This window comes from Microbacterium sp. AG1240 (assembly GCF_003635115.1).
Classification (GTDB): Bacteria; Actinomycetota; Actinomycetes; order Actinomycetales; family Microbacteriaceae; genus Microbacterium.
On the sequence record NZ_RBXJ01000001.1, the window covers coordinates 994,299 to 1,018,487 of the forward strand.

The 24,189-nt window shown below is 70.5% G+C and carries 25 protein-coding genes and 1 pseudogene; 12 read left to right on the top strand and 14 right to left on the bottom strand.

All coding sequences use genetic code 11. The features are described from left to right. Positions 1-44 precede the first annotated feature (44 nt). Positions 45-1,367, bottom strand: a complete 1,323-nt coding sequence (locus tag DEU34_RS04535) for a bifunctional o-acetylhomoserine/o-acetylserine sulfhydrylase (RefSeq protein ID WP_121149000.1) — start codon at positions 1,365-1,367, stop codon at positions 45-47. Positions 1,368-1,509: 142 nt separating this feature from the next. Between DEU34_RS04535 and DEU34_RS04540 the strand changes: the two genes are divergently transcribed. Further along, a complete protein-coding gene (locus tag DEU34_RS04540) occupies positions 1,510-2,286 on the top strand; it encodes an SDR family oxidoreductase (RefSeq protein WP_183042358.1) in 777 nt (258 codons plus the stop codon). On the opposite strand, the pseudogene DEU34_RS04545 reads toward DEU34_RS04540, so the two are convergent. Next, positions 2,283-3,773 (bottom strand): annotated as a pseudogene (locus tag DEU34_RS04545) (MFS transporter). The gene DEU34_RS04540 and the pseudogene DEU34_RS04545 overlap by 4 nt on opposite strands. Positions 3,774-3,868: 95 nt before the next feature. Between DEU34_RS04545 and DEU34_RS04550 the strand changes: the two are divergent. From DEU34_RS04550 to DEU34_RS04560, 3 genes are all read left to right on the top strand, one after another. After that, complete coding sequence (locus DEU34_RS04550; RefSeq protein WP_121149718.1) at positions 3,869-4,354, top strand: phosphoribosyltransferase; 486 nt, start codon at positions 3,869-3,871, stop codon at positions 4,352-4,354. Positions 4,355-4,358: 4 nt separating this feature from the next. Further along, a complete protein-coding gene (locus DEU34_RS04555; RefSeq protein WP_183042359.1) occupies positions 4,359-5,051 on the top strand; it encodes a uracil-DNA glycosylase in 693 nt (230 codons plus the stop codon). 307 nt (positions 5,052-5,358) lie between these two features. After that, complete coding sequence (locus tag DEU34_RS04560) at positions 5,359-5,967, top strand: GNAT family N-acetyltransferase (RefSeq protein ID WP_121149719.1); 609 nt, start codon at positions 5,359-5,361, stop codon at positions 5,965-5,967. Between the two features lie 9 nt (positions 5,968-5,976). Here DEU34_RS04560 and DEU34_RS04565 read toward each other — a convergent pair whose 3' ends face one another. From DEU34_RS04565 to DEU34_RS04600, 8 genes are all read right to left on the bottom strand, one after another. Next, complete coding sequence (locus DEU34_RS04565; RefSeq protein WP_121149003.1) at positions 5,977-6,300, bottom strand: protealysin inhibitor emfourin; 324 nt, start codon at positions 6,298-6,300, stop codon at positions 5,977-5,979. Further along, entirely contained in the window at positions 6,284-7,348 is a 1,065-nt protein-coding gene (locus DEU34_RS04570) for a M4 family metallopeptidase (RefSeq protein ID WP_121149004.1), read from the bottom strand. Before DEU34_RS04570 ends, DEU34_RS04565 begins: the two co-directional genes overlap by 17 nt. A gap of 9 nt (positions 7,349-7,357) precedes the next feature. Next, the gene (locus DEU34_RS04575; protein WP_121149005.1) at positions 7,358-8,188 is read right to left on the bottom strand and encodes an ABC transporter ATP-binding protein; all 831 of its coding nucleotides are present in this window, start codon (positions 8,186-8,188) and stop codon (positions 7,358-7,360) included. Then, positions 8,185-8,973: an ABC transporter ATP-binding protein gene (locus tag DEU34_RS04580; protein ID WP_121149006.1), complete on the bottom strand. Its 789-nt coding sequence runs from the start codon at positions 8,971-8,973 to the stop codon at positions 8,185-8,187. The genes DEU34_RS04575 and DEU34_RS04580 overlap by 4 nt, the downstream gene beginning before the upstream one ends. Continuing rightward, the gene (locus DEU34_RS04585; protein ID WP_121149007.1) at positions 8,970-9,866 is read right to left on the bottom strand and encodes an ABC transporter permease; all 897 of its coding nucleotides are present in this window, start codon (positions 9,864-9,866) and stop codon (positions 8,970-8,972) included. The genes DEU34_RS04580 and DEU34_RS04585 overlap by 4 nt, the downstream gene beginning before the upstream one ends. Continuing rightward, positions 9,863-10,813: an ABC transporter permease gene (locus tag DEU34_RS04590; RefSeq protein WP_121149008.1), complete on the bottom strand. Its 951-nt coding sequence runs from the start codon at positions 10,811-10,813 to the stop codon at positions 9,863-9,865. The genes DEU34_RS04585 and DEU34_RS04590 overlap by 4 nt, the downstream gene beginning before the upstream one ends. Before the next feature lie 30 nt (positions 10,814-10,843). Then, positions 10,844-12,358 carry an ABC transporter substrate-binding protein gene (locus DEU34_RS04595; RefSeq protein WP_121149009.1) on the bottom strand — a complete coding sequence of 505 codons (1,515 nt, stop codon included), beginning with the start codon at positions 12,356-12,358 and terminating at the stop codon, positions 10,844-10,846. Positions 12,359-12,508: 150 nt separating this feature from the next. Next, entirely contained in the window at positions 12,509-13,429 is a 921-nt protein-coding gene (locus tag DEU34_RS04600) for an alpha/beta fold hydrolase (protein ID WP_121149010.1), read from the bottom strand. Between the two features lie 49 nt (positions 13,430-13,478). Here DEU34_RS04600 and DEU34_RS04605 point away from each other — a divergent pair, with 49 nt between their 5' ends. From DEU34_RS04605 to DEU34_RS04615, 3 genes are read left to right on the top strand one after another with little or no spacing between them, the layout of a single operon-like run. After that, positions 13,479-13,952 (top strand): carboxymuconolactone decarboxylase family protein, encoded by a 474-nt coding sequence (locus DEU34_RS04605; protein WP_121149011.1) that lies wholly within the window; start codon positions 13,479-13,481, stop codon positions 13,950-13,952. Then, positions 13,949-14,680 carry a tyrosine-protein phosphatase gene (locus DEU34_RS04610; RefSeq protein WP_121149012.1) on the top strand — a complete coding sequence of 244 codons (732 nt, stop codon included), beginning with the start codon at positions 13,949-13,951 and terminating at the stop codon, positions 14,678-14,680. Before DEU34_RS04605 ends, DEU34_RS04610 begins: the two co-directional genes overlap by 4 nt. 38 nt (positions 14,681-14,718) lie before the next feature. After that, positions 14,719-15,189 carry an SIP domain-containing protein gene (locus DEU34_RS04615; protein WP_121149013.1) on the top strand — a complete coding sequence of 157 codons (471 nt, stop codon included), beginning with the start codon at positions 14,719-14,721 and terminating at the stop codon, positions 15,187-15,189. 102 nt (positions 15,190-15,291) lie between these two features. Here DEU34_RS04615 and DEU34_RS04620 read toward each other — a convergent pair whose 3' ends face one another. The 3 genes from DEU34_RS04620 to DEU34_RS04630 form a co-directional block, all read right to left on the bottom strand. Next, a complete protein-coding gene (locus DEU34_RS04620) occupies positions 15,292-15,747 on the bottom strand; it encodes a Fe-S oxidoreductase (RefSeq protein WP_121149014.1) in 456 nt (151 codons plus the stop codon). Further along, positions 15,744-16,559, bottom strand: coding sequence for an arginase family protein (locus DEU34_RS04625; RefSeq protein WP_121149015.1), 816 nt, complete (start codon positions 16,557-16,559; stop codon positions 15,744-15,746). Before DEU34_RS04625 ends, DEU34_RS04620 begins: the two co-directional genes overlap by 4 nt. Positions 16,560-16,650: 91 nt before the next feature. Beyond that, a complete protein-coding gene (locus tag DEU34_RS04630; protein ID WP_121149016.1) occupies positions 16,651-18,126 on the bottom strand; it encodes a sugar porter family MFS transporter in 1,476 nt (491 codons plus the stop codon). Between the two features lie 67 nt (positions 18,127-18,193). On the opposite strand from DEU34_RS04630, the gene rsmA reads away from it, so the two are divergent. Both rsmA and DEU34_RS04640 read left to right on the top strand, forming a co-directional pair. Then, positions 18,194-19,042, top strand: coding sequence for a 16S rRNA (adenine(1518)-N(6)/adenine(1519)-N(6))-dimethyltransferase RsmA (rsmA, locus tag DEU34_RS04635; RefSeq protein ID WP_121149017.1), 849 nt, complete (start codon positions 18,194-18,196; stop codon positions 19,040-19,042). A 104-nt stretch (positions 19,043-19,146) separates the two neighbouring features. Further along, complete coding sequence (locus tag DEU34_RS04640) at positions 19,147-20,076, top strand: phosphodiesterase (protein ID WP_121149018.1); 930 nt, start codon at positions 19,147-19,149, stop codon at positions 20,074-20,076. Here the strand turns inward: DEU34_RS04640 and DEU34_RS04645 are convergent. Continuing rightward, positions 20,030-21,625 carry a stealth conserved region 3 domain-containing protein gene (locus DEU34_RS04645; RefSeq protein ID WP_121149019.1) on the bottom strand — a complete coding sequence of 532 codons (1,596 nt, stop codon included), beginning with the start codon at positions 21,623-21,625 and terminating at the stop codon, positions 20,030-20,032. The genes DEU34_RS04640 and DEU34_RS04645 overlap by 47 nt on opposite strands. Before the next feature lie 132 nt (positions 21,626-21,757). On the opposite strand from DEU34_RS04645, the gene DEU34_RS04650 reads away from it, so the two are divergent. The 3 genes from DEU34_RS04650 to DEU34_RS04660 all read left to right on the top strand — a co-directional run bounded on the left by DEU34_RS04650 (position 21,758) and on the right by DEU34_RS04660 (position 24,183). After that, positions 21,758-22,825 (top strand): aldo/keto reductase, encoded by a 1,068-nt coding sequence (locus DEU34_RS04650; RefSeq protein WP_121149020.1) that lies wholly within the window; start codon positions 21,758-21,760, stop codon positions 22,823-22,825. Beyond that, the gene (locus tag DEU34_RS04655) at positions 22,822-23,751 is read left to right on the top strand and encodes a 4-(cytidine 5'-diphospho)-2-C-methyl-D-erythritol kinase (protein WP_121149720.1); all 930 of its coding nucleotides are present in this window, start codon (positions 22,822-22,824) and stop codon (positions 23,749-23,751) included. The genes DEU34_RS04650 and DEU34_RS04655 overlap by 4 nt, the downstream gene beginning before the upstream one ends. A gap of 129 nt (positions 23,752-23,880) precedes the next feature. Then, entirely contained in the window at positions 23,881-24,183 is a 303-nt protein-coding gene (locus tag DEU34_RS04660; RefSeq protein ID WP_121149021.1) for a DUF427 domain-containing protein, read from the top strand. The last annotated feature ends 6 nt before the right edge of the window (positions 24,184-24,189 follow it).

The following is a 24,189-nucleotide window of genomic DNA, read 5'->3' on the forward strand; positions in this document are numbered from 1 at the left end:
CCCCGGCGCCCGTGAGGGCGGCCGGGGCATCTGGATGCTGCGGGTCAGACGCGCGCGGCGTCCACGCTGCGGCGCGCCGCGGCGAGGGCCTGCGAGAGGTCGGCCTTCAGGTCGTCGATGTTCTCGAGCCCCAGCGACAGCCGCACGAGGCCGGGCGTCACTCCGGTGGTGAGCTGCTGCTCGGGGGTGAGCTGTGAGTGCGTGGTCGAGGCGGGGTGGATCACCAGGGAACGCACGTCGCCGATGTTGGCGAGGTGGCTGAAGAGGGTGAGCGAGTTCACGAACTCCCGCCCGGCGTCGACCCCTCCCTTGAGCTCGAACGACAGCACCGCGCCGACACCCTTCGGGGCGTACTTATTGGCGGCGGCGTACCAGGGGGAGGTCGGCAGGCCCGAGTAGTTGACCGTGGCGACGTCGGGCTGACCCTCGAGCCATTCGGCGATCTCCTGCGCGTTCTGCACGTGACGCTCGATGCGCAGCGACAGCGTCTCGATGCCCTGGATCAGCAGCCACGCGCTCTGCGGCGAGATGGCCGCACCGAGGTCGCGCAGCAGCTGCACGCGGGCCTTGATGACGTAGGCGAGGCCGTCGCCGACCGCCGCGGTGTAGCTCGCGCCGTGGTACGACGGGTCGGGCTCGGTGAGGCCGGGGAAGCGCTCGACGTTCTCCGACCACTTGAACGAGCCGCCGTCGACGATGACGCCGCCGATGACCGTACCGTGGCCGCCGAGGAACTTCGTCGCCGAGTGCACCACGATGTCGGCGCCGTGCTCGAACGGACGGATGAGGTACGGGGTCGCGATCGTGTTGTCGACGATCAGCGGCACGCCGGCGGCGTGCGCGACATCGGCGACCGTGCGGATGTCGAGCACGTTGATCTTGGGGTTGCCGATCGTCTCGGCGAAGAACAGCTTCGTGTTCGGGCGCACCGCGGCGCGCCACTCCTCGGCGTCGTCCTGGTTCTCCACGAACGTCACGTCGATGCCGAGCTTCTTCAGCGTGTACTTGAAGAGGTTGTAGGTGCCGCCGTAGATCGACGACGACGAGACGATGTGGTCGCCGGCCTCGGCGATGTTTAGCACCGCGAAGGTCTCGGCCGCCTGGCCGCTGGCGACCAGGAGCGCGCCGGTGCCGCCTTCGAGGGCCGCCACGCGCTCCTCCACGACCGCCTGGGTCGGGTTCTGGATGCGCGTGTAGATGTTGCCGAACTCGGCCAGCGAGAAGAGGTTCGCAGCGTGGTCGGCGTTGTCGAAGACGTAGGAGGTCGTCTGATAGATCGGGGTCGCCCGCGCCTTGGTCACCGGGTCGGGCTGGGCGCCCGAGTGGATCTGCTTGGTCTCGAATCGCCAGTTCTCGGGTGCGGACATGATCGGGCTCCTGCAGTCGGATTCGGTCAGGCGGGTGCGGTGACCTGCTGCGAGACTACGGACGCCGCATCGGACACGCCACCGCTTCGGACACGCGGCGTAACAGCCGTCGGGGGAGCCTGGCGCGGGTAGCGTTGCTCTAATGACGCGACGTGTTGTGGTGACGGGTGCAAGTTCCGGGATCGGTGAAGCGACGGCTCGGATGCTGCGCTCCCGGGGATGGGACGTGGTGGGGGTGGCCCGGCGGGCCGAGCGCCTCGAAGCGCTCGAGGCCGAGACCGGCATCGTGGCGTACGCCGCCGACCTCACGCGAGGCGAGGACATCGACGCGCTCGCCGGATGGCTCGCCGAGACCGGCCCCGTGCACGCGCTCGTGCAGGTGGCCGGCGGAGCTCGCGGGACAGACCTCGTCGAGCACGGCGACCCGGCCGACTGGCAGTGGATGTTCGAGGCCAACGTCGTCTCGACCCAGCGGCTGGTCGCCGCGCTTCTTCCGCTGCTGCGCGATGCCGCAGCATCCGACGGCCATGCCGACACCGTCTTCGTGACCTCCACCGCCGCGCAGACCGCTTATCCGGGCGGTGCGGGCTACAACGCGGCGAAGGCCGCGGAGGCGATGCTCGTGCACGCGCTGCGGTTGGAGCTGAACGGCGAGCCCCTCCGCGTCATCGAGATCGCGCCGGGCATGGTCGCCACGGAGGAGTTCTCGCTCAACCGCCTGCGCGGCGACCAGAACGCCGCCGACCGCGTCTACGAGGATGTGGAGAACCCGCTCACCGGCGCCGACGTCGCCGATGTGATCGCCTACGCGTTGGAGGCGCCGGGCCACGTGAACCTCGACCTGGTCACCGTGCGCCCGGTCGCGCAGTCGGCGCAGCACGCGCTCGCCCGCGGACCGCTGCGGGTGCGTCAGGACTAGATCACCTGCGTCTGCCCGGCAGCCGCATCCGCCGCATCGGCGTCGCTGAACGCGACCTTCGGAACGAACAAGAGCAGCGCCGCGGCGAGGAATCCGCCGACCGCGCAGACGGTCCAGACGGTCACGTAGCCGACGAGGGGTGCGGCGGTGCCGGCGACCGCGGCTCCGACGCCCGCGGCGAGCACGACGCCGAAGACGGCGGAGGCGAACGTGCCGCCGATGGTCTTCGTCGTGTTCGTCAGTGCGGAGGCGATGCCCGTCTGGCCGCGGGGCGCAGCCGCAGCGGCCGCGGCGGGCAGGGCTGCCACCAGGGCCCCCGAGCCGATGCCGGCGATCGACAGGTTCGCCAGCACCTGCCACAGCTCGACGTGGAACGGGACGAAGAGCGCGTAGCCGATGCCGACGAGCGCCGAGGCGCCGATCAGGATGAGGCGCGGATTGCCCCGGCGCGAGAACACCGCGAACAGCACCGCTCCGACGATGAGCGACACGAGGTAGACGCCGATCACGTTGGAGCGGTCTGTCGCGTCGAGTCCGAGGCCGTACCCGAGTGAGGAGTCGGTGCCGGCGTATGTGGCCAGCGGGCCCTGCGCGCCGAGCAGGCTGATGCCGACGAGGAACGCGGTCGCCTGCACCGGCCACATCTCGGGCCGCGCGAGCACACGGATATCGACCGCGGGGTCGCTCTGACGCAGCTCTTACCAGACGAAGACCGCCAAGGCCGCGAGACCGGTGATGAGCAGAGCGACGACGACGCCCGCGCCGGGGCCGTCGGGCACCCGCAGGAACGACAGGGCGCCGGTGACGAGCAGCAGCGCGAAAGCCAGGAGCACGAAACCGCCGATGTCCAGACGACGCCCGGGCACGGGTTCGGACTCGGGCACGCCGAGCCAGATGACCACGCACACGAGTGTGACCGCCACCGCCGGCACCATGAGCGTCAGCTGCAGGTTCTCGCTCGTCGCCGCGAAGAGGCGCCCGGCGGCGAGGGCGCCGAGGATCGCTCCGGCCTGCAGGCCCACGACGAGCAGACCCGCCGCGCGTCGCGTCTGCGACACTCCCCGGGCCTGACGGCGCCCGCGTTCGAACACGAGCGCGATCTCGAGGGGCAGCCACACCACATAGAAGCCCTGCAGCGCCCACGCGATGAGGAACGTCGTGAACGAATCGGCGAAGACGAGCCACCAGCTGGCACCGGCCGTCAGGATCGCCGAGGCCAGCAGCACCTTCTTGTGCCCGTACATGTCGCCGAGCTTGGCGAGGATCGGCAGCACGAGGGCCGAGAGCAGCAGCTGCGCCGCCTCGAACCAGTTCACGTCGGCGTCGGTCACCCCGAGATGCACCACGATGTCGCTGAGCAGGGGCACGTAGTAGCCCTGCAGGATGCCGCTGGTGAGCTCGACGACGACGAACCAGCCGATGAGCCCCGCGGTGATGCCGAAGGAAGACCCGCGCAGGCGTTCAGCGGCGGACGATGCGCGTGACATGGGGCCGAGAGTACACCGGGCGTCGGGCGGGAGACGGGCACGGCTGCCGGATGCCTAGGCTGGAGCGAACCGTCCCCGAGGAGGACCCCATGGCCATGAGCGAAGAGCGCGAGACACTGACGTGGGACGGGTTCGGTGCCGCATCCCGAGACCTCGCCCGCGAGATCCTCGCCGACGGCTTCGTCCCCGAGGTCGTGGTGGCGATCGCCCGCGGCGGTCTGCTGCCGGCGGGTGCGATCGCGTACGGGTTGGGGGTGAAGAACTGCGGCGCGCTGAACGTCGAGTTCTACACCGGCATCGGCACCGTGCTCGACGCCCCCGAGGTGCTGCGCCCGGCGCTGGACACCGAATACCTCGGCGGTCGCAAGGTGCTGCTCGTCGACGACGTCGCCGACAGCGGCCGTACGCTCGCCCTCGCGGTGAAGATGCTGCGCGAGCGCGGTGCGGACATGCGCTCGGTCGTCATCTACACGAAGCCGACGACGATCGTCCAGCCCGACTACTCCTGGAAGGAGACGTCGCTGTGGATCGACTTCCCGTGGTCGGCCCAGGGGACGGTCGTCGAAGAGGACGAGGCCTGACACCGTGGCGATGACTCTGCCGGAGCTCTCTGCCGCCGGACTTCTCGACGACGGGTGGGCCGATGCACTCGAACCCGTCGCCGGCGACATCGCCGCGCTGGGTGAGCGGCTCAGGGCCGAGGTGGCGGCGGGTCGTTCCTACCTGCCCGCGGGGGAGAACGTGCTGCGCGCGTTCGCGCGGCCGCGCGGCGACGTGAAGGTGCTGATCGTCGGACAGGACCCGTATCCGACGCCGGGCAACCCGATCGGGCTGTCGTTCGCCGTCGACCGGCACGTGCGGCCGATCCCGCGGAGCCTGTCGAACATCTACGCCGAGCTCGAGTCCGATCTCGGTATCCCGCCGGCGCCGCACGGCGACCTCTCGGCCTGGAGCGACCAGGGCGTCATGCTGCTCAACCGGGTGCTGACCGTCGCCCCCGGCGAGGCGGGCTCGCATCGGGGCTGGGGGTGGGAGACGGTGACCGAGCTCGCGATCCGCAGCCTCGTCGAACGTGACGCACCGCTCGTGGCGATCCTGTGGGGGAAGGATGCGGCGAACCTCCGCCCTCTCCTCGGTGATACGCCGATCGTCGCCTCCGCCCATCCCTCCCCGCTGTCGGCGAGGCGCGGCTTCTTCGGATCGAGACCCTTCTCGGCGGCGAACGCGCTGCTCGAGCAGCAGGGGGCGACGCCGGTCGACTGGCGCCTGCCCGCCTGAACCCGCAGCTACGTCTCGGGCATGCGTCACCGCCGTGCGGGGGATGGTGCGGGCGGAGTGTCGTGCTCGGCGGAGACGCTGGCATCGGGACTGGCGGGAGACGACGGCCGAAGGCCGGCGTCTCGGGCATGCGTCACCGTCGGGCGGGGGATGGTGCGGGCGGAGTGTCGTGCTCGGCGGAGACGCTGGCATCGGGACTGGCGGGAGACGACGGCCGAAGGCCGGCGTCTCGGGCATGCGTCACCGCCGGGCACGACGCGCAGCCCGCGAGCGGTCGCCGGTGCGCGGACCACATAAAATGGCGGTCATGCTGGAAGACGAATACGACAAGAGCCGTCGGCGTCTTCCGTGGCATCTGCGCCGCACACCCGAGCCCGAGCGCCCCTTCACGTACGAGATCCGGCCGGTGCGCGAGAGCGACATCCCCGACATCCGCGAGATCTACAACTACTACGTGACGAACTCGATGGTCACGTTCGACGAGAAGCGCTGGACCCTCGCGCAGTGGCGGGAGAAGTACGCGCACCTCCACAAGCTCGGCATGCCGTTCCTGGTCGCGCAGTCGCCATCGGGACAGATCCTCGGGTACGCGCTGCTGCAGCCGTGGAAGAGCAAGTCGGCCTATCGCTACACGGTGGAGAACTCCATCTACCTCGGGCAGGCGGCCGCGGGCAAGGGCCTCGGGCGGGCTCTCATGGAGGCCATCATCGCCGCGGCGCAGGAAGCCGGGATCCGCGAGATCGTCGCGGCCATCAGCGACCGGGGTGCCGAGTCGTCGATCGCCCTGCACCAGAAGCTCGGGTTCGTCGAGGTCGGCCGCATGGGCCGGGTCGGTTTCAAGTTCGGCCGGTGGCTGGGCGTGGTCTACCTGCAGCTGAGCGTGCCGAAGCTGAAGAAGAAACGCCTCTTCGGCTGACGCGCCGCGTCAGCGCGGGCGTTCGGGGCGGCGGGGGCGGGACTGCGCGCGCACCTCGTCGACGAGCGTGCGCCACGGGCCGGCCAGGCCGCCGTCTCCGAGCCGGACTTCGCGCGGAGGAGCATCGTCGCTGCGCGCCCGGATGCGCCACTGGTATCGATCGGCCCCGGGCTCCGCGGCGGGCGGGTCGTCCCACGGGCACCCGTCGATCAGCTCGGTCCACCGGGCGACCGCGTCGGGCGCCGGCTCTGCCCGCCACTCGCGTCGCAGCCCGGCGATCCCGCCGGATCGGACGACCGTGACGACCACTCTCGGCTCAGTCGCTCCCTGCATGCTCGATGACGCCGACTCCGGCCCATCCGGCGCGGACGGCGGCGACCTCCTCCGACTCCTCACCGTACTCCGCCGTCGCCGCGGCGATGGTCGCCGCCGCGAACTCGGCGAAGTCGGCGGTCGGCGAGAGGGTGCCGCCGGTGAGAGCGCGGTACCACACCCGTCCCGCGCGCTCCCATGCCCGGCCGCCGAGAGTGATCGCCGCGAGGTAGAAGGCCTTGTTCGGGATGCCCGAGTTGATGTGCACCCCGCCGTTGTCGTCGCTCGTCTCGACGTAATCACGCATGTGGCCCGGCTGCGGATCCTTCCCGAGCACGTCGTCGTCGTACGCCGTGCCGGGGGCCTTCAGTGAGCGGAGGGCGTCACCCTGAACCTCGGCGCTGAAGATGCCTTCGCCGACGAGCCACGTCGCGGTGTCGGCGGTCTGACCGAGGTGGTGCTGCTCGGCGAGCACGCCGAACACGTCGGAGAGCGATTCGTTGATGGCCCCCGACTGTCCCTCGTACTCGAGGCCGCCCTCGGCCTCGGTCACACCGTGCGCGAGTTCGTGCGCGATGACGCTGAGCGACCGCGTGAAGCCGGTGAACACCTCGCCGTCGCCGTCGCCGAAGACCATGCGCTCACCGTTCCAGAAGGCGTTGTCGTAGTCCTCCCCGAAGTGCACCGTCGCCAGCAGCGCGCCGCCTGCGGCATCGATCCCGTCCCGCGAGAAGGCGTCCCAGAAGAAGTCGAAGGTGGCGCCGAGGCCGTCGAAGGCTTCGTCGGCCGCCGCGTCGCCGGTGGGCGCATCGTCTTCGGACCGCACGATCGCCCCCGGAAGCCGCTCGGTGTTGCCGGCGTCGAACACGATGCGATCAGGACCCGGTGCGGCCTCGGCGACCAGGGTGCCCGACTCGTCGATCGACAGTCGCAGGCGCGCACGCACGGGCCGGTCGGGACGACCGACAGCGAGGGTCGCCCGCGCAGCGGCCGCGGCGCGGGCGAAGCGGGGATGATCGGTCTCGGCGAGCCGATCGAGCAGGAACGGGGGGATGATCGCGGGGGACATGTCCGAACACTAACGGTCGGTTCCGACACCTCGGTTTCGCGAAGATGACGGCCGGGGGAGCGTCGGGATCGCGTCGAGGAGCGACCGCGTGTACGCGGAGGCCGGATGCTGCAGCACCGATTCTGTGCGTCCGCGCTCGACGATGCGTGCATCCTTCATCACGACGACCTCGTCGCACAGGTTCTGCACGACACCGAGGTCGTGGGAGACCAGCAGAAGGGTGAGCCCCGCGGTGGCGCGCAGCTCGGCGAGAAGCCGCAGGATCTGGGCGCGCACGGTGACGTCGAGCGCCGACAGCGGTTCGTCGCCGACGAGCACGGCCGGCCGGTGCACGATGGCCCGGGCGATCGCGATGCGCTGACGTTGACCGCCCGAGAACTCGTGGGGGAAGCGGTCGGCCATCGCCGCTTCGAGGCCGACCTGCTCGAGCACCTCGCGAACGCGGGCGCGTCTGTCGCCCGCGATATCGAGCGCCCACAGCGGCTCGCCGACGATCCGCCCGATGCTCATGCGCGGATCGAGCGAGGCGTAGGGGTCTTGGAAGACGATGCCCGTCTGTCGGCGCAGCCAGTGCAGCGACCGCGCGCTCTGGCGGGCGTCCACCGGGCGGCCGTCGAGTTCGACCGTTCCGTCGGTGGGGGTGTCGAGCGCCAGGAGCAGCCGCACGAGCGTGGACTTGCCCGACCCCGATTCGCCGATCACGCCGACCGCCGACCCCGCGGTCACGTCGAGGTCGACCGCGTCGAGAGCCGTCGTGACGACCCGCGGCGTGAACAGGGTGCGGCGCGGCGCGGTGTAGCGACGCGTGAGTCCGCGAGCGCGCAGCAGGATCTCGCTCATGACCGGCCCTCCGGGCGCCAGAGGGTGGCGCGCGCGTCGCGAACCAGGCCGCGGGTGACGGGTGACGCCGGCGCGTCGAGCAGCTGCGACACCTGACCCGCTTCGGCGACGCGCCCGTGCTCGAGCACGACCGCCGTCGTCGCGACCTGCGCGAGCACCGCCAGGTCGTGCGTGATGAACACGAGCGACATCCCCGCGTCGCGGACGAGGTCTGCGAGCAGGGAGAGGATGCCGGCCTGGATCGTCACGTCGAGAGCGGTGGTCGGTTCGTCGGCGATGAGCAACCGCGGTCGACAGGCGAGGGCCATGGCGATCGCGACCCGCTGACGCTGGCCGCCCGAGAGCTGGTGGGGGTAGCGGGTCACGATCGTCGCGGGGTCGGGGAGGGCCACCCTCTCCGCCTCGTCGATCGCCCGCCGCCGGGCGTCGGCGCGGGAGAGCCCTTCGTGGATGCGCAGCGACTCGCCGATCTGGCGCCCTACGGTGCGGATGGGATTGAGCGCTGTCTGCGGTTCCTGGAACACGACGCCGATCTCGTCGCCGCGGAGCTGCGCGAGGTCGCGGTCGGGGAGCCCCAGGATCTCGCGGCCGTCCCAGCGGATGCTTCCGGCCGCCGTCGCCCCGTCGGGCAGGAGCCCGAGGATCGCGAGCGCGGTGAGCGACTTGCCCGACCCCGACTCGCCGATCAGTCCGAGACGGCCGCCGTCGGGAACGTCGAACGAGACGCCGTCGACGGCCCGGCGCCCCCCGATCTCGACCGTCAGATCGCGCACTTCGAGCGTCACGAGACCACCTCCGGGACGTGCAGGCGGGATGCGGCGGCGCGCCGCGACAGCGTCGGGTCGGTGGCTTCGCGCAGCCCGTCGCCGAGGAGGTTGAGACCGAGCACGGTGAGGGTGATTGCGAGCCCCGGCCAGATCACGGTCAACGGGTAGACCGACACGTACCGCTGCAGCTGCTCGAGCAGCACCCCCCACGACGGCTCGGTGAGCGGTGCGCCGAACCCGAGGTACGACAGCCCGGCCTCGGCCAGTACGGCCACGGCCATCGCCCACGACAGCTGCACGATGAAGACGGGCGCCACGTTCGGCAGCAGGTGGCGCCACAGGTTCTGCGCGGGGGAGAGGCCGCTGGCTCGACCGGCCAGCACGAAGTCGCTGTGCAGCACGCGGCGCAGCTCCGCGCGCGTGACGCGGGCGATGTTCACCCCGAATCCGATGCCGACCGCCCAGATCACCACGCCGAGCGATCCGCCCCAGACGGCGGTGATCATCATCGCGATGATCAGCACGGGGAAGGCGACGAGGATGTCGATCAGCACGGCCACCGTCTCGCGCACCCACCGGGCCGTCAGAGCGCCGAGCGCGGCCAGAGCGATACCGAGCAGGGTCGCGACCACGCCCGCCCCGAGGGAGACCATCAGTGTTGTGCGTGCTCCCGCCATCAGGAGGCTCAGGATGTCGCGGCCGGTGTCGTCGGTGCCGAGCAGGTGCGGCCAGCCGGGCGATGACCAGCGGGCGCCGATATCGACCTGCTGCGGCGGGAAGGGGGTCCAGAAGGCCGCGACGATCGCCGTCGCCACGACCACCGCCACGACGATCAGACCGAAACGCCCGGTGCCGAGCGCCCAGAGGCGCCGGAGCCACGCAAGACGCGCGACGGGTCTCGTGGTGCTCATGCTGCCTCCCGCTGCCGGGGGTCGATGAGCCGCTGCACGAGATCGACGACGAACCCGATGACGAGCACGAAGCCCGTCAGAGCGAGCAGCGCGCTCTGCACCTTGGGGAGGTCTCGCTGACCGACGTCGGTGACCAGCATCCGCCCGATGCCCGGAAGCGAGAACAACTGCTCGATGATGACGGCGCCGACCACGATGCCGGCGATCTGCAGACCGAGGACGGCGATGATCGACAGCGCGACATTGGGCAGCCCGTGGCGGATCAGCGCGCGCGTGCGGGTGAGTCCCTTCGCCGCCGCCGTGCGGACGTAGTCCTGGCCGATCGCCTGCAGCGTGGCGCTGCGGACGAAGCGCATCAGCATCGCCCCCTCCACCACCCCGATCGTGAGGGCCGGGAGGATCAGCGAACGGAACGCCGCACCGGGGTCGTCCCAGCCGTTGCGGGGGAAGCCCTGCGCGGGCAGCCAGCCGAGCCAGACCGCGAAGACGACGACGAGCATCAGTCCCGCCCAGACCACCGGCACGGCCGCGAGCGACTGGGCCGCCACGCTCAGCGCGGTGCCGTCGGCGCGGCCGCGGCGCAGGGCCGAGGCCACGCCGAGGGGGACGCTCATGGCGAGGGCGATGAGCAGTGACATCACGCCCAGGGGCACGGTGACCTGCGCCTTCGCGGCGAGTTCGTCGGCGACCGGGGCCCCGGTCAGCAGCGATGTGCCGAGGTCACCGCGCAGGAGTCCGCCGATCCAGTCGGTGTACTGCACCACCAGCGGCCGGTCGAGTCCCAGGCCCTCGCGGATGGCCGCGACCTGTTCGGGCGAGGAGGTGGTGCCCCCGATCACCGCCGCGACGTCGCCGGGGAGCACGCGCAACGTCACGAAGATGAGCACGCTGGCGACGAGGAGGCCTGCCAGGAGCAGGACCACCCTCGTCACCGCGTAGCGCATCACCGCGAGGACACCGTCAGTTCTTCGAGCGCATCACTCGGACGAGACCGTCACGCCGGCCAGCGGAAGCCGCACGTTCAAGGAGTTCTTCGGGAAGTCGCCGACCTGCGTGCTCACCGCGGCGAGCGGAGCCGCCGCGAAGAGCCAGTCGGCCGCGTTGTCTTCCGACACGATCCGCGCGGCCTGGGCGAGAAGGGTGTTCGCCTCGTCCTCGTCCACCGAGGCGACGGCCTCGGCGTAGAGCGACTGGACCTCGGGGTTGTCGTATCCGAAGTAGTAGTCGGGGTCGACCCAGTTCGAGAAGTCGCGGGCCTCGACGTGGCGGACGAAGCTGAGTTCGTAGTCCTTATTCGTGTAGACGTCCTGGAGCCAGACGGAGAACTCGACCGATTCGACCGTGAGCGTCACACCGATGTCGTTGAACGCCGACACGAGGTAGGTCGGGATGGTCGCGTCGTAGATGTTCGGAATGGTGAGCGTCAGCTCGAGATTCTCCTGGCCGGCCTCCCGCAGCAGCTCCTTCGCGCGCTCCGGATCGAACGGGACGAGATCGGAGAGGTCCTCGTACCCCGGGTCGAGCTCGGGGATCGGACCGTAGAGCGTCGAGCCGACGCCGCCGATGGCCTCGACGAGCCCGTCGTGGTCGATCGCCAGACGCAGCGCCTCGCGCACCTTCGGGTCGTTCAGCGGGGGAGCGGCGTTGTTGAACGCCAGCGTGCCCTTGTCGGTGGTCTGTCCGGTCTCGATGGTGAACAGGCCGCTGTCCTCGATCTGCGAGCGGAACTCGGGGTCGAGCTCGAGGGTGACGTCGACCTCGTCCGCGAGGGCGGCGTTGGCGGCCGCTGTGCGGTCGGGGATGTAGTCGATGACGACCTCGGCGACGCCCGCCTGCTCGCCCCAGTAGGCGTCGGCCCGGTCGAGGGTCAGGCTCTGGCCCTGCGCCCACTGCGAGACGGTGAACGGGCCGGTGCCGTTCGCCTTCGTCTGCAGGTCGGTGGTGTCGCCCGCCCGGACGACGAGACCGGCGCGCCCGGTGAGCGAGAAGAGGAAGTCGCTGTTGGGTTCGGCCAGCGTGACGACGACGGTCGCGGCGTCGGGGGAGGTGATCGAGGTCACGCCCGCGAGGTCGGAGTTGCCCTGCACGGTCGGGTCGTCCTTCGCCGTGGTGAGCGAGGTGACGACGTCGTCGGCGGTGAGGGCGCTCCCGTCGTGGAAGGTGACGCCCTCCTGCAGGGTGAACGTGTAGGTCAGCCCGTCGTCGGAGACCTCGTAGGCGCTCGCGAGCTTGGGGACGACCTTGTTGTCCTGGTCCCGGGAGACGATCCCCTCGTAGACATTGTCGATGAGCGCCTGATCGAGGGCCGCACCCGACGTGTGACGGATGTCGAGGTTCGACGGCTCGAGCGTCGCGGCGATCGTCAGGGTCGCGTCCGGGTCGGGGGCGCCGACGGATGTCGGTGCCGGTGACGGTGAACTGGAGCACCCCGCGAGGACCAGGGCCCCCGTGACGAAGAGGGCGGCAGTGGCGAGGGTGGCGCGGCGGGGCATGTGCGGGCGGGTCCTTTCCCCAGGAGGCGGCGTCATCGATGCTGTCGGACGCCGCGGGCAGGCAATCTCGGTGTGCCTACCAGCCTAGGGTTCCGCGCGGGTGCGTGAGGCGACCGTGACGCGGAACGTCACAGGTCGATGCACCGGGACTCAGAGAAGGTCGGCGATCGCGCGCGCCAGCTCGACCGGTGCGTCCTCCTGCACGTTGTGCCCCGAGTCGAAGGAGACGATGCGCGCCGCGGGCGCGCGACGGGCGAACTCCGCCGCATCCGCCTCGGTGACGTACCCGCGCTCGCCGCGGATCAGCGTGATCGGGGCCCCGACCGCCGCGAGGTCGTCCCAGCCCGCACCCGACAGCAGCGCCGACACCGCGTCGTCGCGCGACGGCGTGCCCCCGGCGTCGTTCGCGGCGGCTGCGGCGAGATGCGCGAAGTGGTGCTTCCACTCGACCCGCCCGTCGGCGCGCACGCGGGAATTGAGGAACACGCCGCGCGCCGCCTTCTCGCGCGAGCCGCCGCCGAGCCCGAACGCGAGCGCTCGGTCGACGAGCTCGTCGCGCGACGCCCAATCGGTGGGGCCCGCGAAGAAGGCGCGCACCTGCGTGGGGCCGGCATCGGGATCGACGCCCGGGGTGATGTCGACGATGAGGAGACTGGATGCGGCGTCGGGGGCGGATGCGGCGACCGGGGCCGCCGTGAGGCCCCCGAGCGATTGACCCACCAGCACCTGCGGGCGGTCGGTCCAGGCCGACAGGGCGGAGACGACGTCGGGCGCGAGGTTGCGCGGGGTGTAGGCCGCATCGTCGCGCCACGACGAATCGCCGTGCCCCGCCAGGTCGATCGCGAGCGCGGGGCGCCCGAGCGCGAGGATCGTCGTGTCCCACGTGTGAGCGTTGAGTCCCGCGCCGTGCAGGAAGGTGACCTCGGGGGCCGAGTCGCCGTAGCGCAATGCACTCAGCGTCCGCCCGTCCGGCAGGGTCAGGGTGAGACGCTCACCCCGCGGGATCGGAACCGTCAGCCCGGCGTCGGCGGCCTGATCGGAGAGGAACGAGAACTCGTCGAAGTCGGTCACGCGGCTATTCTGCCCGCACACGCGCGCGGCGCGCGCCTAGGCTGGTCGCATGACGGATGAAGCGCGTGTCCACCTGTCGAGATCGGCCCCCGACGCCTATCGCGCGCTGGAGGCGTTCTCGAAGACCGTCGGTGCGGTGGCGTCCGATTCGGGGATCGAGCCGCGTCTGCGCGAGCTGGTGCAGATCCACGCGTCGCAGCTGAACGGGTGCTCCTTCTGCGTGCGGGTGCACGTCGACCGCGCCGTCGCGGCCGGCGTCACGGCCGACGAGATCGCGCAGGTCGCCGTGTGGCGGGATTCCGGCGTCTTCACCGACCGCGAACGTGCCGCCCTCGAGCTGGCCGAGGCGTTCACCTTCATCTCCGAGGACGGCATCCCCGACGAGGTGTACGACCACGTCGGCGGCATCCTGAGCGAGAAGGAGTACGTCGGGCTGAGCTGGATCCTCGTGGCGATCAACGCCTTCAACCGCGTCGCGATCGCCGGTCGCTACGCCGTGCCGGCACGCGAGGCGCGGGCATGACCGAGGTGCCGCCGACCCTCGTCTCCGGCGTGATGAACTTCCGCGACGTCGGGGGACTGCCGGCCGAGGGCGGCCTCACCCGCAGCGGCGTGCTCTACCGGTCGGGAAACCTCGCCGACGTCGACGCCGCGGGGGCCGAATCCCTTCGCGGGCTCGGACTGCGCCGCATCCTGGATCTCCGCGACGACGAAGAGGTGACCCGTTCGCCGAGCCGGGTCGACGGACTCGACCTCACGACCCAGCGCGTGCCGCTGTTCCTCGGCTCGGTCGCCTCCTTCTTCCGCAACGATCCGAGCCTGGGCGAGCTGTACGACAGCCTCATCGAGGACTCGGCTGACCGTGTGGTCGAGGTGGTGCGCAGCGTCCTCGTCGATCAGCCCGTGCTCGTCCACTGCACGGTCGGCAAGGATCGCACCGGGGTGACCGTCGCCCTCACCCTCGCCGCGGCCGGTGTCGACCTCGACGCCGTGGTCGACGACTACGCGCGCACCGAGACGCTGCTGCCCGCGTCACGCAACACGCAGGTCATCGCCCGGCTGCGGGCGATGCATCCCGAAGCCCGCCATCTCGAGGAGCTCGCGACCCGGTCGCCGGCCCCCGTGATGCGCGACCTGCTGGCCCGGCTCGAGCGCGAGTACGGATCGCCGAGCGACTACCTGCGCGCCCAGGGGCTCGGCGACGACGAGATCGCCGAGCTGCGCCGCATCCTGATCGTTCGCCCGGCATAAGGTGAGGCAACCCTTCCCTCGCGTATAGTGGGAGGGTCATGGGCACCCAGAACGAGCACAACGAGACCGTCTGCCGGTCGTCGCGTCACACGCGCGTGCAGCACCTCATCACGGCCGACGAGTCGTCGCTGGTCGACCTCGAGACGCTGCTGGTGACGCTCCCGATCTGTTCGACGGGTCGCGTGTTCATCGAGGTGCCCGACGCATCCTGGATCGGCCCCCTTCGTGCCCCCGCCCGCATGACGGTCACGTGGCTCGACCGTTCGCGTCGCGCCGGCGCACCCGGCACCGCCCGTTCGTGCGCGCCCGGCGAGGCGCTGACGCGCGCTGTCACGGGCTGGGCCGGCGAGATGCTCTGCGATGCCGAGTCGGCAGCCCACACGCGCGTGTTCCTGCTCGGTGGATACCTGGGCACGGCCGACATCGTCGACGAGCTCACCTTGGCGTACGCCGTCGACGCCGCGTCGATCCACACCCCGGAGCGCTTCGGGCTCGCGACCGCCCGCTGACCGCCGGCCGCAAACCCCGCTGAGACACACCTTTCGGGCGAGACGCACCGCCAGGCGGTGTGTGTCAGCCGATGCGCGTGTTTCGCCGCGAGGCGCTTCGCATCACGTGTCGCGGGGGACGTAGTTGCCGTCGACCAGGCCGGCCTCGATCTCGAAGCGGTTGCGCAGCGGATCGCGCCCGGCGAAGGCGTAGAGGAACGGCATGAGCATGCCGTAGCGCCGCCACTGCCGCTGGTGCACGGCCTCGTGGCGCAGTATCGCGGGGGTCACTCGCGCGTATCCGGTGAGGAAGCATCCGCCCACGCAGACCCCTCCGCGCCCGTAGGTCCAGGCGGGCATCCCGCGGAAGACCCAGAGACCGCCGCGGCGCTCGACGCGTCCGGTGCTCCAGATCGTGCCCCAGATCCACCCCGTGGCGGTGCCGTAGAGATAGCCCAGCCGGCTCAGGGGGGAGTCGAGGAGGAACGACGGAATCCAGCGATCGAAACGGCGACCGCGCTCGACGGCCCGCTCGGCGCGTTGCTCCCACCCGTCGGGCGGCGTAGCGACCGGGCTCACGCGAGCGCTCCCACGATGCGAAGGATCGTGCCGAGGTCGTCGACGGCGGCGTCGGGCGAGGAGGGCGAGAACTCGGTGAGGGATGCTCCGGCGAGCGGAATCCGCGCCCGCAACGCCCGGATCGAGCCCACGAGGTCGGCGGTCGCCACCCCGAAGGGCTCCGCCAGACCGATGCCGGTGATCTCCGCGGGATCCAGCACGTCGAGGTCGACGTGGATGTACACGCGCCCGGCGCCCGTCGCCTCGACGGCGTCGGCGAGGGCGTCGTGGTGCGAAAGGTCGGTGGGCGTCAGCATCCGGATCTCCGACCCGGCGACGTAGAGCTCTTCTTCCAGGTCGAGGGAGCGCGTGCCGGCCAGCACGACGCGCGACGGCGTGACGAGCCCGGTCTCGACGGTCATGCCGTCGGGACCGTCGCCCAGGATGCTGCGCAGGACCATGCCGTGGAAGGCTCCCGAGGCCGACGTCTCGGGGTTGTGGGCGTCGGCGTGCGCGTCGAGCCAGACGACGGCGAGATCGTCGCCCGCGACGGCGGCGACCGCTCCGAGCGCGACACCGCAATCGCCGCCGACGACCACGATCGTCTCGGTGGCGTCGCGCACCGCCTCTTCGACCTGGGCACGAACGCGATGCAGAGCGCTCAGGCGGTGCACGCCCGAGCCGAGCGCGTCGCCGGCTTCGAGCGGGATGTCGAGCCGGGTGGTGGCGCTGCGCGGCAGATCGCCGGCGATGGCGTCCGCCCCGTCGACGAGCTGCATCGCGCGCGACGACGACGAACCCTGCCACTGGGGAACCACGACGAACCTGGTCATGCGTCCATCCTGCCTGTGCGGGGCCCGGGCGGGCCCTTCTTCAGGGACGGAGCCACGGCACGGGGTCCATCCTGCCGCAGGTCGTGCAGGTTCAGTCCTTCGCGGCGGAAGCGGCCTTCCTCTTGGCGTTCTTCTCGGTGAACAGCGTCTCGGATTGCTCCAGCGCCATGCCCTTCGTCTCGGGGATCTTGATCGCGACGTACACGAACGACAGCGCGGCGAACAGTGCGTACATGCCGTAGGTCAGCGGAAGCGACCACTCCGACATCACGGGGAACGACACGGTGATGAGGAAGTTGGCGACCCACTGCGCGGCCGCGGCCACACCGAGCGCCTTGCCGCGGATGCGGCTCGGGAAGATCTCGCCGAGCAGCACCCACACCAGCGGACCCCACGACGCGCCGAATCCGACGACGAACAGGTTCGCGGCGACCAGCGCGATCGGGCCCCACGCCCCGGGGAGGCTCACTTCGCCGTCGACGGTCTCGGCGAAGGCGAAGGCCAGCGCCATCGTGCCGAGGGAGAGCGCCATCAGCGTGGAACCAGTGAGGAGGATGGGCTTTCGTCCGACGCGGTCGACCAGCCAGATCGCGATCAGGGTGACCACGACGTTCGTCACCGAGGTGATGACGCTGATGAGCAGGGAGTTGCTCTCGCCGAAGCCGACCGCCTGCCAGAGAGTGGTCGAGTAGTAGAAGATCACGTTGATGCCGACGAACTGCTGGAAGACCGACAGGATGATGCCGGTCCAGACGATGCCCTGCAGGCCCAGCACAGGCCCGCGCAGCGAGGCGTTCGCGTTCTTGCGGTCGGTCTCGATGGCCTGGGCGATCTCGTTCACCGACTTATCGAGGTCGGCCGGCGGCACGAGCCGGGCGAAGATCGCGCGCGCCTCGTCTGCGCGGTCCTTCGACAGCAGGTAGCGCGGCGACTCGGGCATGACGAACGCCAGCGCGCCGTATACGGCCGCGGGGACGACGCCGATGAGGAACATCCACCGCCAGGCCTCCAGGCCCCACCACAGCTGCTCCGAGGCGCCGCCCGCCGAGGTGGCGAGCACCGCATCGCTCAGCAGCGCGGCGAAGATGCCGAGCGTGATCGCGAGCTGCTGGAGCGAGGCCAGCGCGCCGCGGATCTGCCGCGGTGCGATCTCGGCGATGTACGCGGGAGCGACCACCGATGCGATGCCGATGCCGATGCCGCCGATGACACGCCAGAGGATGAGGTCGGGCACGCTGAAGGTGAGCGCCGAGCCGACGGAGGAGACGAGGAACATGATCGCGCCGAGCTTCATCACGCGCAGCCGTCCCCACCGGTCGGAGAGGTTGCCGGCGATGACGGCGCCGAGCGCGCAGCCGAGCAGCGCGATGGCGACCACGAACCCCTTGAGGAACTCGCCCAGGGCGAAGTTCTCCTGGATCGAGTCGACGGCACCGTTGATCACCGAGGAGTCGAACCCGAAGAGGAACCCGCCGACGGCGGCCGCGATCGAGAGGGCGGCTGCGCGTCGACCGAACGGGCTCTTCATCGAGAACGCGTTCGCGGGAATGGTGCCGGTTGATGTCATGGCCGTCACCGTACTCCTCGCCGCGAGACAAGACGAAGGCTTGCGCGCGAGGTCGTAGGGTTAAAGGATGCCTGTAACCCTGCTCGGGGCGACCGAGATCCGTCGGCTGGCGGCGGAGCTCGACGTCACCCCGACCAAGAAGCTCGGGCAGAACTTCGTCGTCGATGCGAACAGCGTCAGGCGCATCGTGCAGGTCGCGGGCGTCACCGCGAGCGACCGCGTCGTCGAGATCGGCCCGGGTCTCGGCTCGCTCACCCTCGCCATCCTCGAAACCGGCGCGACGGTGACGGCGGTCGAGATCGACCACCGCCTGGCCGCCCGGCTCGCCGAGACGGCCGCCGCGCACGGCGTGCCCGACGGTGCGTTGACCGTCGTCGACGCCGACGCGTTGAGAGTGATGGAGCTGCCGGGCGACCCCGAGGTGCTCGTGGCGAACCTGCCCTACAACGTCTCGGTGCCCGTGCTGCTGCACTTCCTCGAGACCTTTCCGGCGCTGCAGCGCGGTGTCGTGATGGTGCAGGCCGAGGTGGGGGAGCGCATGGCCGCGGGCCCCGGCTCCAAGATCTACGGCGCGCCCAGCGTCAAGGCGGCCTGGTACGGGTCGTGGCGGCTCGCCGGCAACGTGTCCCGGCAGGTGTTCTGGCCGGTGCCGAACGTCGACTCCGTGCTCGTCGCCTTCACGCTCGACTCCGACCCGCGCGGCACGGAGGAGGAGCGCCGCCGCACGTTCGCGATCGTGGATGCGGCGTTCCAGCAACGACGCAAGATGCTGCGACAGGCCCTCGCGGGCGTGGTCGGCACGACCGCTGCCGAAGCATCCGCCCTGCTCGAGAGCGCCGGCGTCGCGCCGACGGCTCGCGGCGAGGAGCTCGGCGTCGAGGACTATCTCCGCATCGCCCGCATCAGCGTTTCATGACGTGTCCACCGGACGTTCACGAAACACGTCTGTAACATTTCCCTCGTTCTGCCACGATGATCGCCCGGCAGCCGCACCTTCGGCTCCACGGCACGAGGAGACACATGCGGTATGCGGAGTACCCCAAACCCGAGCGGGTACTGCTCCACCTGAGTGACACCCACCTGCGCGCTCACGGCGCCCCGCTGTACGACAGCGTCGATTCCGAGGCCTACCTCGCCCGAGCGCTCGCCGCGATCTCGGCCTCGGGCGTGAAGCCCGACGCGCTGATCTTCACCGGCGATCTCGCCGACCACGGCGAGGACGACGCCTACGACCGGATCGCCGCCCTCGTCGAGCCGCTCGCCGCATCGCTCGACGCGCGCGTGATCTGGGTCATGGGCAACCACGACGATCGCGCCGCCTTCCGCGCGCGGCTCCTTCCGGGCGAGGCGGCCGGCGACGCGCCCGTCGATCGGGTCGACGAGCTCGACGGCCTGCGCGTCATCACGCTCGACACGACCGTTCCGGGGCATCACCACGGCGAGGTGACCGACGCGCAGCTGAGGTGGCTCGCCGAGGAGCTCTCGACGCCGGCGCCCCTGGGCACGATCCTGGCCCTGCACCATCCGCCCGTTCCGAGCGTGCTCGAGCTCGCGGCATCCGTCGAGCTGCGCGAGCAGCGTCGCCTGGGCGACGTGCTGCGCGGCAGCGACGTGCGCGCGATCATCGGCGGGCACCTGCACTACTCGACGTTCGCGACGTTCGCGGGCATCCCGGTGTCGGTCGCCTCGGCCACCTGCTATACGCAGGACCTCACTGTGCCGGTGGGCGGAACGCGGCCCCACGACGGCGCGCAGGGGTTCAACCTCATCCACGTCTACGACGACACCGTGGTGCACTCGGTCGTTCCGCTGGACACCGCGGCGCCGCTGCAGTTCGTGGATGCTGCGGAGTCGCTCGCGCGGCTGCGTGCCGCGGGCATCGAGACGCCCGCGGCTCGCGCGCTCACACCATCGTCGCCGCCGACGGCTCCGATGACGGCGATCCGCTGAGTTCGGTGGGGACGACGTCCGCGCGCTCCCACGGTGCGCGCACCGGGAAGTAACGCTCGAGGCACGAACGCAGCGCCTTCACCCGCATCTCTTCGGGGATCTCCGGTTCGCTGCCGTCGTTGAGGCAGAACATGTCGGTGTCGCGCCGTTCGATGAGGCGCTCCATCCTGCGCAGCGAATCGAGCTTCGTGGTCTGGATGTAGCGCACCCGCGGTTCGGTCGTCACGACCGCCCGCCCGGTGAACAGCGAGTAGTAGTGGTACAGGCTGTTGGTCACCGAGACATCGGTGGCCGAACGGAACCGGCTGCCCGCCGTGCGGGCGTAGTCGTCGGCGAAGGTGCGCTCGAGTTCTGCGGCGATCGAGCGGCGCATCGGGACGGCGCTGTGCTCGAGGTCGTGGGTGATCACGCGCCCGAAGCGTTCGCGCAGCAGCGCACGGTTCACCCGCAACGCGTTGTCGTGTCCCGAGCGCTCCGGGGCGGACGCCCCACCGCCGATGCGGATGCCGCTCTCGACGAAACGGCTGACGCCCGATCCGCTGAAGAACAGTTCGGGGGAGACGGGGCGACCGAAGAACATGTCGTCGTTGCTGTAGAGGAAATGCTCGGCCAGCCCCTCGATGCGGTGCAGCTGCGCTTCGACCGCGTGCGAGTTGTGCGTGGGGAGCGTCGACGGATCTGCGAAGAACTCCTCGCTGCGCACGATCGTCACGTTCGGGTGGTCGTCGAGCCACGCCGGCCGCGGGGAGTCGGTCGCGATGAAGATGCGCCGCACCCAGGGTGCGTACATGTGCACGCTGCGCAGCGCGTAGCGGAGCTCGTCGATCTGGCGGTACCGCGCGGGGGCGTCGTCGCCGTCGCCGACCACGTAGCCCTGCATGCGGGCGGCGCGCTGTCGCTGGAACTCCGAGTCGGTGCCGTCCACCCACGAGAAGACCATGTCGACGTCTTCGGTGAACTCGTTGGCGTGGGGCTCGAACATGCCCTCCACGGTGCGCCACCGTCGACCGTGGCGTTCGACCTCGACGAAAGAGAGGTCGGAGGCGGCCATCACGCGGCGGGTGAGGGCGTTGGGGCGGGGGGCCTCGACGAGCGCGTCGCCGAACCGCCAGAACTCGAGGTGCGGGGCGAGCGCGGAACCGTAGCGGAACGCGCCGTCGACGGAGGCACGGGGACGGAAGACGGCCATCGCCGAGACGGCGTCGGTCGCGAGCGTCGCGGTGTGCACGGGCGCGGGGTCTTCCCCCGACGTCTTGAGGTAGAGCGGTTCGTCCGCTGCGGCCAGGCGCAGCGCCGAGAGTGCGGCGGCAGCATCCGTCAGATCCACGACGATCTTCGGACGGCGATTGGTGTCGCGCACGAGCAGGATGTCGATCGACGCCGACTCCAGCGCTGCGGCGATGTAGAGCAGGTCGGCGTCGCGGGCCTCGGCCGGAGCGGTGTCGTCTCCGATGAGGTGCAGGATGCCGTCGGAGAGACGGACGTCGTCGCGCGAGAGGATGCGACGAAGCGGATCGGTCTCGGCCGGCAGCGGTGTGATTCGGGGCAACGAGGCTCCTTGAGGGGCAGGATGTGGCGCGCTTCGCGAGCGCGAAGGTGTACTAAAGGTAAACACACCGTGTTGCGCCCGCATTTCACAGGGGCTTCCTTTGCGGGCGGGGTCGCGCGCTAGGGTCGAAGAGTGAGTGATTCCGACCGTTTCGGCGCCGATGTTCGAGACCTGCACCGGCCATACGCCGCCCGCGCCGAACGGTACTCGGGAGTCGACTACCGTCAGGTCGGAACGAGCGGGCTGTACCTGCCTCCGATCTCGCTCGGGTTGTGGTGGAACTTCGGCGACAACATCCCGTTCGACCGGCAGCGCGCGCTGCTTCGTCACGCATTCGACCACGGCATCACGCACTTCGACCTCGCCAACAACTACGGACCGCCCTACGGCTCGGCCGAGACGAACTTCGGCCGGATGATGCGCGAGGACCTCGCGCCCTACCGCGACGAGCTGATCATCTCGTCGAAGGCGGGGTACGACATGTGGCCCGGGCCCTACGGAAATTACGGCTCGCGGAAATACCTGATCGCCAGCGCCGACGCCTCGCTGACGCGGATGGGGCTCGACTACGTCGACGTGTTCTACTCGCACCGGGTCGACCCGGTCACGCCGATCGAGGAGACCATCGGGGCGCTCGACACCCTCGTGCGCGACGGCAAGGCCCTCTACGTCGGTATCTCGTCGTACAGCGCCGAGCGCACGGCCGAGGCCGTCGCCGTTGCGCGCTCGCTGGGCACGCCCCTCGTGATCCATCAGCCGTCGTACTCCATCGTGAACCGATGGGTCGAGGACGGGCTGACCGGTGTGCTGCGCCAGGAGCAGATGGGCGCGATCGCGTTCACCCCGCTCGCGCAGGGCCTGCTGACCGACAAGTACCTCGGCGACGGACGGGCCAACCGCGCTCAGAAGCGGTCGTCGCTGCCGGAGGCGGCGCTGCCGCATCGCACGGTCTCGGCGCTGCGGAGCCTGAACCTCATCGCCAAGGAGCGCGGGCAGACGCTCGCGCAGATGGCGATCCAGTGGGTGCTGCGCGACCCGGTGGTCGCCTCCGCCCTCATCGGCGCCTCTCGTGTCGAGCAGCTCGACGACAACATCGCCGCTCTCAGCGGTCCCGCGTTCGACTCCGAGGAGCTCGAGCGCATCGACGCCATCTCTGACATCGTCGGCGCCGATCCGTGGGCGGATTCGGCGAAGCGGTGACTCTCGCGTCGTCATCCGAGCGCGTGCACGTGCGCGCGCCGGGAAAGATCAATGTCTTCCTCGAGGTCGGTGACGTGCAGGACGACGGGTACCACGACGTCGCCACGGCCTATCAAGCCGTCTCGCTGTACGAAGACCTGTGGGCGAGCGACGCCGACGAGATCACGGCCCACGTCTCGGGCAGCGTCGCGATCGGCGACGTGCCGGTCGATGACCGCAATCTCGCGGTCCGGGCCGCGCGACTGCTCGCCGGGGCCGCCGGGGTCGATCGCGGCGTGCACCTGGAGATCCGCAAGTCGGTGCCGGTCGCCGGCGGCATGGGGGGCGGATCGGCGGATGCTGCGGCCGCCCTCGTCGCGTGCGATGCGCTCTGGGGCACGGGGCTGTCCACCGCGGAGCTTGCCCGTCTGGCCGCACGGCTCGGTGCTGACGTGCCCTTCGCGCTGCTCGGGGGCACCGCGATCGGGACGGGCCGAGGCGACGAGCTGAGCCCCGCACTCGCGCGCGGACGGTTCGACTGGGTGCTGGTGGTCAGCGACGAGGGGATGTCGACACCCGTCGTCTACGGCGAGCTGGACGCCCACCGCGCGCGGCACCTCGTCGACATCGGTCCCGCACCGCGGCAGCCGCGCGTCGACCCCGACGTGCTGCACGCGCTGCGCCAGGGCGACGCGGGCATGCTCGCCGCGGCGCTGCGCAACGACCTGCAGGCACCGGCGCTGCTTCTCCGCCCCGACCTCGGAGCAGCCCTCGAGACGGGGGAGAAGGCCGGGGCACTGGCCGGCATCGTGTCGGGTTCGGGCCCCACCCTGGCGTTCCTCGCCGCCGACGACGCATCCGCGCTCGATCTGCAGATCACCCTCAGCGCCGCCGGCTTCTCCGCGCTCCACGTGCACGGCCCCGTCTCGGGTGCGCGCGTCGTCTGACGCGACCTCATAACACGTCGGCGTCATACGCGGCAATCTCGGTCGAGACCGACCCGGGCGTCGGTAGCCTCGGGTACCGTGGCGGGATCGCACGGGCGTCCGTGCCCCGCGGAGCTCCGAGGAGGACTCATGAAGGCTGTGCTCGACGGTGTCGTGATCGCTGAGGCGGATCGCGAAGATCTCATCTCGATCGAAGGAAACTGGTACTTCCCGCCGGCCAGCATCCGCGAGGGTGCGCTGACGAAGACCCCCACCCCCTACACCTGCCCCTGGAAGGGTGCCGCGCAGTACTGGAGCATCTCGCTCGACGGCGCCGATCTCACCGACGGAGCGTGGTCGTATCCCGATCTGCTGCCGGGCGCGGTGGAGAAGGCCGGCGGCGATTTCGCGGGCTTCGTGGCGTTCGACCGGAAGGTATCGGTCCAGGACTGAGGCGGT

Bases quoted from the DNA above. Each gene is read 5' to 3' on its own strand.
- DEU34_RS04535 (WP_121149000.1), bottom strand. From the start codon at position 1,367: ATGTCCGCACCCGAGAACTGGCGATTCGAGACCAAGCAGATCCACTCG.
- DEU34_RS04540 (WP_183042358.1), top strand. From the start codon at position 1,510: ATGACGCGACGTGTTGTGGTGACGGGTGCAAGTTCCGGGATCGGTGAA.
- DEU34_RS04550 (WP_121149718.1), top strand. From the start codon at position 3,869: ATGAGCGAAGAGCGCGAGACACTGACGTGGGACGGGTTCGGTGCCGCA.
- DEU34_RS04560 (WP_121149719.1), top strand. From the start codon at position 5,359: ATGCTGGAAGACGAATACGACAAGAGCCGTCGGCGTCTTCCGTGGCAT.
- DEU34_RS04565 (WP_121149003.1), bottom strand. From the start codon at position 6,300: ATGCAGGGAGCGACTGAGCCGAGAGTGGTCGTCACGGTCGTCCGATCC.
- DEU34_RS04570 (WP_121149004.1), bottom strand. From the start codon at position 7,348: ATGTCCCCCGCGATCATCCCCCCGTTCCTGCTCGATCGGCTCGCCGAG.
- DEU34_RS04575 (WP_121149005.1), bottom strand. From the start codon at position 8,188: ATGAGCGAGATCCTGCTGCGCGCTCGCGGACTCACGCGTCGCTACACC.
- DEU34_RS04585 (WP_121149007.1), bottom strand. From the start codon at position 9,866: ATGAGCACCACGAGACCCGTCGCGCGTCTTGCGTGGCTCCGGCGCCTC.
- DEU34_RS04595 (WP_121149009.1), bottom strand. From the start codon at position 12,358: ATGCCCCGCCGCGCCACCCTCGCCACTGCCGCCCTCTTCGTCACGGGG.
- DEU34_RS04605 (WP_121149011.1), top strand. From the start codon at position 13,479: ATGACGGATGAAGCGCGTGTCCACCTGTCGAGATCGGCCCCCGACGCC.
- DEU34_RS04610 (WP_121149012.1), top strand. From the start codon at position 13,949: ATGACCGAGGTGCCGCCGACCCTCGTCTCCGGCGTGATGAACTTCCGC.
- DEU34_RS04615 (WP_121149013.1), top strand. From the start codon at position 14,719: ATGGGCACCCAGAACGAGCACAACGAGACCGTCTGCCGGTCGTCGCGT.
- DEU34_RS04625 (WP_121149015.1), bottom strand. From the start codon at position 16,559: ATGACCAGGTTCGTCGTGGTTCCCCAGTGGCAGGGTTCGTCGTCGTCG.
- DEU34_RS04630 (WP_121149016.1), bottom strand. From the start codon at position 18,126: ATGACATCAACCGGCACCATTCCCGCGAACGCGTTCTCGATGAAGAGC.
- rsmA (WP_121149017.1), top strand. From the start codon at position 18,194: ATGCCTGTAACCCTGCTCGGGGCGACCGAGATCCGTCGGCTGGCGGCG.
- DEU34_RS04640 (WP_121149018.1), top strand. From the start codon at position 19,147: ATGCGGTATGCGGAGTACCCCAAACCCGAGCGGGTACTGCTCCACCTG.
- DEU34_RS04660 (WP_121149021.1), top strand. From the start codon at position 23,881: ATGAAGGCTGTGCTCGACGGTGTCGTGATCGCTGAGGCGGATCGCGAA.